At 67.1% G+C, this 6,512-nt stretch carries 5 protein-coding genes; 3 read left to right on the top strand and 2 right to left on the bottom strand.

Going from position 1 to position 6,512, the window contains the following annotated elements:
• Positions 1-2,128: tetratricopeptide repeat protein (locus GH737_RS12130; protein ID WP_155265070.1), on the top strand; the 2,128-nt coding region annotated here is incomplete at its 5' end.
• A gap of 41 nt (positions 2,129-2,169) precedes the next feature.
• Here GH737_RS12130 and GH737_RS12125 read toward each other — a convergent pair.
• Positions 2,170-3,096, bottom strand: coding sequence for a TolB-like translocation protein (locus GH737_RS12125; protein WP_155265069.1), 927 nt, complete (start codon positions 3,094-3,096; stop codon positions 2,170-2,172).
• 377 nt (positions 3,097-3,473) lie between these two features.
• On the bottom strand, positions 3,474-4,379 hold the full coding sequence (locus GH737_RS12120) for a TolB family protein (protein WP_155265068.1): 906 nt from the start codon (positions 4,377-4,379) through the stop codon (positions 3,474-3,476).
• 215 nt (positions 4,380-4,594) lie between these two features.
• Here GH737_RS12120 and GH737_RS12115 point away from each other — a divergent pair, with 215 nt between their 5' ends.
• Together GH737_RS12115 and GH737_RS12110 are read left to right on the top strand one after the other, a co-directional pair.
• Complete coding sequence (locus tag GH737_RS12115) at positions 4,595-5,236, top strand: DUF47 family protein (RefSeq protein WP_155265067.1); 642 nt, start codon at positions 4,595-4,597, stop codon at positions 5,234-5,236.
• Between the two features lie 12 nt (positions 5,237-5,248).
• Complete coding sequence (locus GH737_RS12110) at positions 5,249-6,343, top strand: inorganic phosphate transporter (RefSeq protein ID WP_155265066.1); 1,095 nt, start codon at positions 5,249-5,251, stop codon at positions 6,341-6,343.
• Positions 6,344-6,512 lie beyond the last annotated feature (169 nt).

Genomic DNA, 6,512 nt, shown 5'->3' with positions numbered 1-6,512 from the left:
GCTCGATCTGACCGGGGAAATCCTGCGGCTCGACCCGGCCAGCGAGGAGGCGACCCGGCTGGCGATGCGGCTCGCCGACGAGCTTGGCGACCGCGTCGCAATGCATCGCCATTTCGCGGCGCTGCGCGCGCGGCTGCGCGCCGATTACGACGCCGAGCCGTCGCCGGAGACGCTGGAGCTCCTCGCCGGGCTCGGCAACGGCAACGGCAACGGCAACGGCGATTCTGCGCGGCGCCTCGCCGCACTCGAGCAGGAACCGTCGCTGACGGCGACCCCTGCACCAGCGGACGGCGCGCCGGCCGGCCGCAACCTGCTCGCGATGGCCGCGGCCTTGGCCGTGCTCGCCACCGCCCTCGTGGTCTCGCTGTGGCCGTGGCAGGGACCGGTGCCCGCCGGACACGGAGTCGTCGTCGCGGTCCTGCCGTTCGAGCAGCAGCCGGCGGACGACGGCTATCTCGCCGCGGGACTGTGGGAGCAGACGCGCGGCGCGCTGACTCGCAACGCCTCCATCCGTGTGCTGGGGCGCAGCACGACCGATGCGATGGCGACCCAGAAGCTCGCACCCAACGAATATCTGAAGCGCCTGGGGGTGACCCATATCCTGGAAGGTACCGTGCGGCGCCGGGGCACGGACCTGCTCGTCTCTGTCAGCCTCACCCGAACCAGCGACGGCGTCGCTGTCTGGCAGGACTCCTTCCGCGGCCGCATGGGCGAACCGTTCGCGCTGCAGGACGCGATCGCCAGCGGAATCGAAGGGAAGCTGCGCGCGAGGTTGGCGCCGGGTGGAGGCCGTCGCGCGGAACAGATCGCGACATCGCCTGAAGTCTACGCGCTTTACAGCGAGGCGAGGGAACTCATCTCGAGCCGCGAATGGCCGAATATGCGACGAGCGGAATCGCTGTTGCGCGACGCGATCAAGGCCGATCCCAATTATGCGCCCGCGTGGTCGGAACTGGGGCTCGCAATCGTCTTCAATGAGCGCGTTGCGATCGCCGACTCGCACGCCCGTGCGGAGGGTGCTGCGGCGGTCAAGCGCGCTTTGGCGCTGGCGCCGAATTTCGCGCCTGCCCACGCAAACCTGGCACTGATCGAAGGCGACAACTCGCGGGAGGCCGAAGCGCCGCTGCGCCGAGCCGTCGAGCTCGACCCGAGCTATTCGGAAGCGTGGAACTGGCTCGGCAATTCATTGATTTCGCAAGGCCGCTATCGCGAAGCCATGGCGGCCTACGAGCGAGCCATTGCCATCGATCCGCTGCTCTATCCGGCCGTGATGAACCTGTCCGTGATTGCCGACGAACTTCAGGACAAGGCCACGATCGACCGCCTGTTCAGCGCTGTCCGGCGCGCTGGCCCAAGCGCGGAGCTGCTTACCAGCCTGAAAGCTGAGGAGTTCTATCAGCACGGCGATTTCTCGGAAGCGCTGAAGCTGCTCGCCGACCGTGGCCGGAGCGAGAATGGGCGGCCGAAAGTGTTCCTGTGGGGCAATTGGTTCGAGAGCCTCACCGCCATCGGCTATTATGACGTGCTGCATCGCATCACCGGCTGCCCTGACTGGTACGCGCCGCTCGTCAGCGGGAAGACGCTGCCGCCAACGAACTTCGAGGGCAAGCCGGTGACCCCCGGAGAGTTTTTCACGTCCGAATTCTTTTCGGCGCCGGCGGCGCGGGCGATGATCCGGTTCGAGCGGCCGGCCGACCTCACCCGGCTCTATCGCGCGGCTTACCGGGACGCTGATGAATTCATCTCGATGACCGATCGACGCAACCTCCTTCCGGAACTTGCCGCCGATGTGGGAACCGCCCTCGCGGCGACAGGGGCGGAGGAAGAGTCGGCTTATCTCCTCTCGGCAACCTCATCGCTGCTCGAACAACGGGGAACCCACCGTACCACGCTCGGCCGACTCGCCATGATCCGCGCGGCGCAGGGTCAGCGATCCGACGCGTTGAAGCTCCTCGATGCAGCGCTGAGCAAGGGCTGGTTCCCGGACGGCCGCTCGGTCGCGCTCGACCTCGCACAAGAGCCCGCGTTCCGCGACCTTCGGGGCGATCCGCGCTTCGAGCTGCTGCGCAAGCGCATCCTCGATCACGTAGCCCGGGAACGGGCGGAGCTGGGACCTCTAAAGGTCTGAACCCCGCCCTCCGAGCAGACGCCGCGTTGTCCCCACGACGCTCAGCGCGTCGACGTATAGATGTCGCCGGCGCCGGTTCGGCTCGATCCAAACATCAGCCGCGTGCCGTCCCACGAGAGCGATGCGCGGGATTCGCTGCCCGCGCTGTTGATGCCGTTGCCGAGGTGCTCCGCCGTGCCCCACGGCTGGTCGACAGACGAGCGCGTTGCGGTCCAGATGTCCTGGCCGCCGAGCGTTCCGTAGCGGTTTGAATCGAAGACGACCTCCAAGCCGTCGTGACGGACGTTCGGACGCGCATCCTGAACCGTTGACTCAGACGTGTTGACCCCGCCAGGCGCGAGCTGCGCTGGGCCAAAGTTCACGCTGTAATAGATACGCTGGCGGCGGTCGCGAGTGCTCGAGAAATAGAGGAACTCGCGGCCGTCGGGCGCCTCGAACCACGACGGGCTCCATTCCTGGGCCGGACTGTTGATCGCGTCATCGCCGGCCGGAAGGCGCTGCGCCGGTCCGAAGCCCGCGTTCGGATGCCGCTTAGACACGTAGATGTCGGTGTTGGCGCCGCCAGCAATCGTGCCGCGGACGAAGAACAAGCGGTTTCCGCGCGCCGGTGATGGACAGAATTCGTCAGCGGCGGTGTTGATGTTCGGGCCGGCGTTCTCGGGCGCGTCCCAGCCGCTGCCGTTCCAGTGCGCAATCCAGATGTCCTGGCCGCCCGCGCCGCCCGGCATGCGGTTGGAGGCCATGTACAGATCATTCGTGTACGGATCGAGGATCGGGCACCCGTCACCGAACGAGTCGGTGTTCACTTCGCTACTTGAACCGGAAAGCGACTCCGCGTTTACCGGTTCACCCCAGTCGCCATATTCCTTGGCCGCCGCCGCGCCGGCCGCGGTCACGACGATTGCTCCACACGTCAGGACGGCCCGCAGCGACGGCGGCCGCCACCAAATTTCCCCAACCTTGCGCATCAGACTTCCTCCGCTCGAGCGCACGAAAAGCGCACGCTACGTACGGTCCCTATCCGACCGCGCGTTCGCCGCACGTCACCGGCGCGTTATCGTTTCGTCAAATCGGCGGACCTCGGGACGGATAAGGCGCAATTCCCGTCGGGAGCGCAGGGACGGTGAGTTTCCGTGGCGGCTGCGCTCCACTAACCGGACCGCGCGTACGCGGGGGAAACGATGTTCAACTGGTTTCAGCGTCTCCTCCCGATGTGCGGCGATCCGCGCTTCGAGCTCCTGCGCAAGCGGATCCTCGACCATATCGCCAAAGAAAGAGCGGAGCTCGGACCCTTACGAGTCCGAACCCCGCCCTCCGAGCAGACGCCGAGTTGCCCCCACGGCGCTCAGCGCGTCGCCGTCCAGATGTCGCTTCCTCCTTCGCCCGGGCGCGTGGTCCCGAACATCAGCCGGTGCCCGTCGCCCGAAAGCGAAGCGCGGCTTTCGCCCGCCGGGCTGTTGATCCCGTTCTCGAGATGCACCGCCGTGCCCCACGGCGCGTCGACCGACGAGCGGTTCGCGGTCCAGATGTCAGGTCCGCCGAGCGTCCCGAAGCGGGTCGAATCCCACACGATCTCGAGCCCGTCCTGGCGAACGTTGGGGCGAGCGTCGGCGGCCGAGCTGTTGACCCCGCCGGGCGCGAGCTGCGCCGGTCCGAAGTTGATGCTGTAATAGACCCGCTGGCGCCCTTCGCGCGTGCTCGAGAAATAGAGGAAGTCGCGGCCGCCGGCGTGGAAATAGGACGGGCTCCATTCCTCAGCGCTGCTGTTGATCGCGCCCCCGCCGGCCGGCAGCCTCTGCGGCGCTGTGTAGAAGCCGCCCGCAAGCCGCTTAGTCATGTAGATGTCGGTGTTGGCCGCGGTCAGCCGGCGGACGAAGAACAACCGGCTGCCGGGAGCCGGGTCGGGGCAGAATTCGTCGGCGGCGGTGTTGATCCCTCGCCCTGCATTGACCGGCGTATTCCAGCCCCTGCCGTTCCACTTGGCGATCCAGATGTCCTGGCCGCCGAAGCCGCCCGGGCGGTTCGACGCCATGTAGAGATCGTTGCTCAACGGGTCGAGGATCGGACAGCCGTCGCCCGAGCGCGTGTTCACCTCGTTGCTCGAGCGCGGGAGGCGCTCGGCATTCATCGCCGGTCCCCAGTCGCCGAGAACGGCAGCACCGGCCGCTCCAGCCGCTGCAAGGAGGACCGCTCCGCACAGCAGCATTTGTCCCCGCGACGCTCCGCGCCACCGCACTTCGTTCCTACGCATCGCCCCATTCTCCTGCTCTTGCGCGCGAAACGCCGCGCGTCCGACGGGATGTGGAACAGCCACCGTTCGCCAGGTGTGACCGGCGCGTTATCGGCGCGTTAAATCGACCGATAGGCGGCCCTTCCGCCGGCCTCCCATGGCCGGGCAACAGCGCAGGCGAGTTGCCGTGTCCGCCGCGCTCCACTAAGCGGAGCGGCGCGCACACAGGGGTAAAGATGTTCAACTGGTTTCAGCGTCTCCTCCCGAGGACCGGCGACTTCTTCGGGATGTTCGAGGCGCATGCCGCAACGGTGGTTGGCGCCGCCGATGCGCTGACGAAGCTGGTCGACGGCGGCACGCTGCATTCGGAATATATCGCCGAAATCCACGATCGCGAGCACGAGGCGGACGATATCATCCGGGAGGTTCTCACCACCGTCAGGCGGACCTTCCTTACCCCGTTCGACCGCGGCGCAATCACGTCGCTGATCGGCGCGATGGACGATGCGATCGACGAGATGCAGTCGACGGCGCGCGCGGTCGACGTCTACGAGCTTCGGACCTTCGAGCCGGAAATGCGCGAGATGGTCGCCATGATCTCCGAGGCCGCGAGCCTTACGGCCGAGGCCATGCCGCTGCTTCGCGACATCACCCGCAACGGCACCCGGATCCATGAGATCACCGAAAAGGTCGTGCGGCTCGAAGGCGACGCGGACGACGCGCATGCGGTTGGGCTCAAGCGTGCTTTCCAGGAGCAGATCGACCGGCCGATGCAATTCATGGTGTCGCGCGAAATCTACAAGCACCTCGAGCGTATCACCGATGCTTTCGAAGACGTCGCGAACGAAATCGACGGCATCGTGATCGACCACGCCTGAGCAGACGAGAGCGTGCACGAACTTGCTTTGCCTCTGCTCATCGGCCTGATCGGCGTAGCGCTCGCGTTCGATTTCCTGAATGGAGTGCACGACGCCGCGAACTCAATCGCGACAGTCGTCGCGACGCGCCTGCTCAGCCCCGTCGGCGCCGTCGCCTTCGCGGCTTTCTTCAACTTCTCGGCCTATTTCCTCGCGCTGCAATGGCCGGCGCTGCACAAGGTCGCCGACACGATCGGCAGGGGGCTGATCGACAAGGACCAGGTCACGCCAGCGGTCGTGTTCGGGGCGCTGGTGGGCGCGATGTTCTGGAACATCGTGACGTGGCTGAAGGGGATCCCCTCCTCGTCGAGCCACGCCCTCGTCGGGGGCCTGATCGGGGCCGGAGTCGCGGCCGCCGGCCTCGGCCACGTCCAGTGGACCGGCCTCAACAAGACGCTGATCGCGATCGTCCTGTCGCCGCTGCTCGGCCTGATCCTGACGATGATGATCATGCTCGCTACCAGCTGGCTCGGAATCCACGCCAGCACGCGCGGGGCCGAGCGCACCTTCCGCGGGCTGCATCTCGTTTCCGCGGGCGCCTATTCGCTCGGCCACGGCCTCAACGACGCGCAGAAGACGATGGGCATCATCGCGGTGCTGCTCTATTCGACGGGACATCTCAGCACCTTCCATGTCCCGCACTGGGTGGCGCTTAGCTGCTACGTGGCGATCGGGCTCGGGACGCTGACCGGCGGCTGGCGGATCATCGAGACGATGGGCACGCGGATCACCAAGCTCAACCAGCACCAGGGCTTCTCGGCCTCCGCGGGCGGCTCGATCATGCTGTTCGTCGCCTCCTATCTCGGCATCCCCGTCTCGACCACGCACACGATCACCGGCTGCGTGATCGGCGCGGGCGCCGCGCGCCGCGCCTCGGCGGTCCGCTGGGGAGTCGCGGGGAATGTGATGATCGCCTGGGTGATCACCATCCCCGCTTCGGCGACCGTCGGCGCGCTCTTCTATTTGTTGATCAGCGGCTCTGTCCGGAGCGCGCTGGTTGCGCTCGCGGTTGTCGCCTTGCTTGCGCTGGTCGCCAGCCTGTGGCGGTCGCGGCCGAAGCTCGCCTGAGGCGTCCGTTCCGGAGCAGGGTTCGAGGAGACCGCCAATGAGGCCAGGGATGCTTGCCGGATTGCTGTCGCTGTTGGCCGTCGCGGGCTGCGCGTCCCCGGCGTCCCCGCCGCCCGGGATCGCGCCGGAGTCCGCCCATGCCGTCCCCGCTGACCTCTACGGCCCGCCC

This window comes from Sphingomonas segetis, from assembly GCF_009720245.1.
GTDB lineage: Bacteria > Pseudomonadota > Alphaproteobacteria > Sphingomonadales > Sphingomonadaceae > Sphingomicrobium > Sphingomicrobium segetis.
This window is presented reverse-complemented; position numbering and strand designations above follow the sequence as displayed.

Excerpts from the sequence above, each read along its gene's own strand:
- GH737_RS12125 (WP_155265069.1), bottom strand. The coding sequence starts at position 3,096 with ATGCGCAAGGTTGGGGAAATTTGGTGGCGGCCGCCGTCGCTGCGGGCC.
- GH737_RS12120 (WP_155265068.1), bottom strand. The coding sequence starts at position 4,379 with ATGCGTAGGAACGAAGTGCGGTGGCGCGGAGCGTCGCGGGGACAAATG.
- GH737_RS12115 (WP_155265067.1), top strand. The coding sequence starts at position 4,595 with ATGTTCAACTGGTTTCAGCGTCTCCTCCCGAGGACCGGCGACTTCTTC.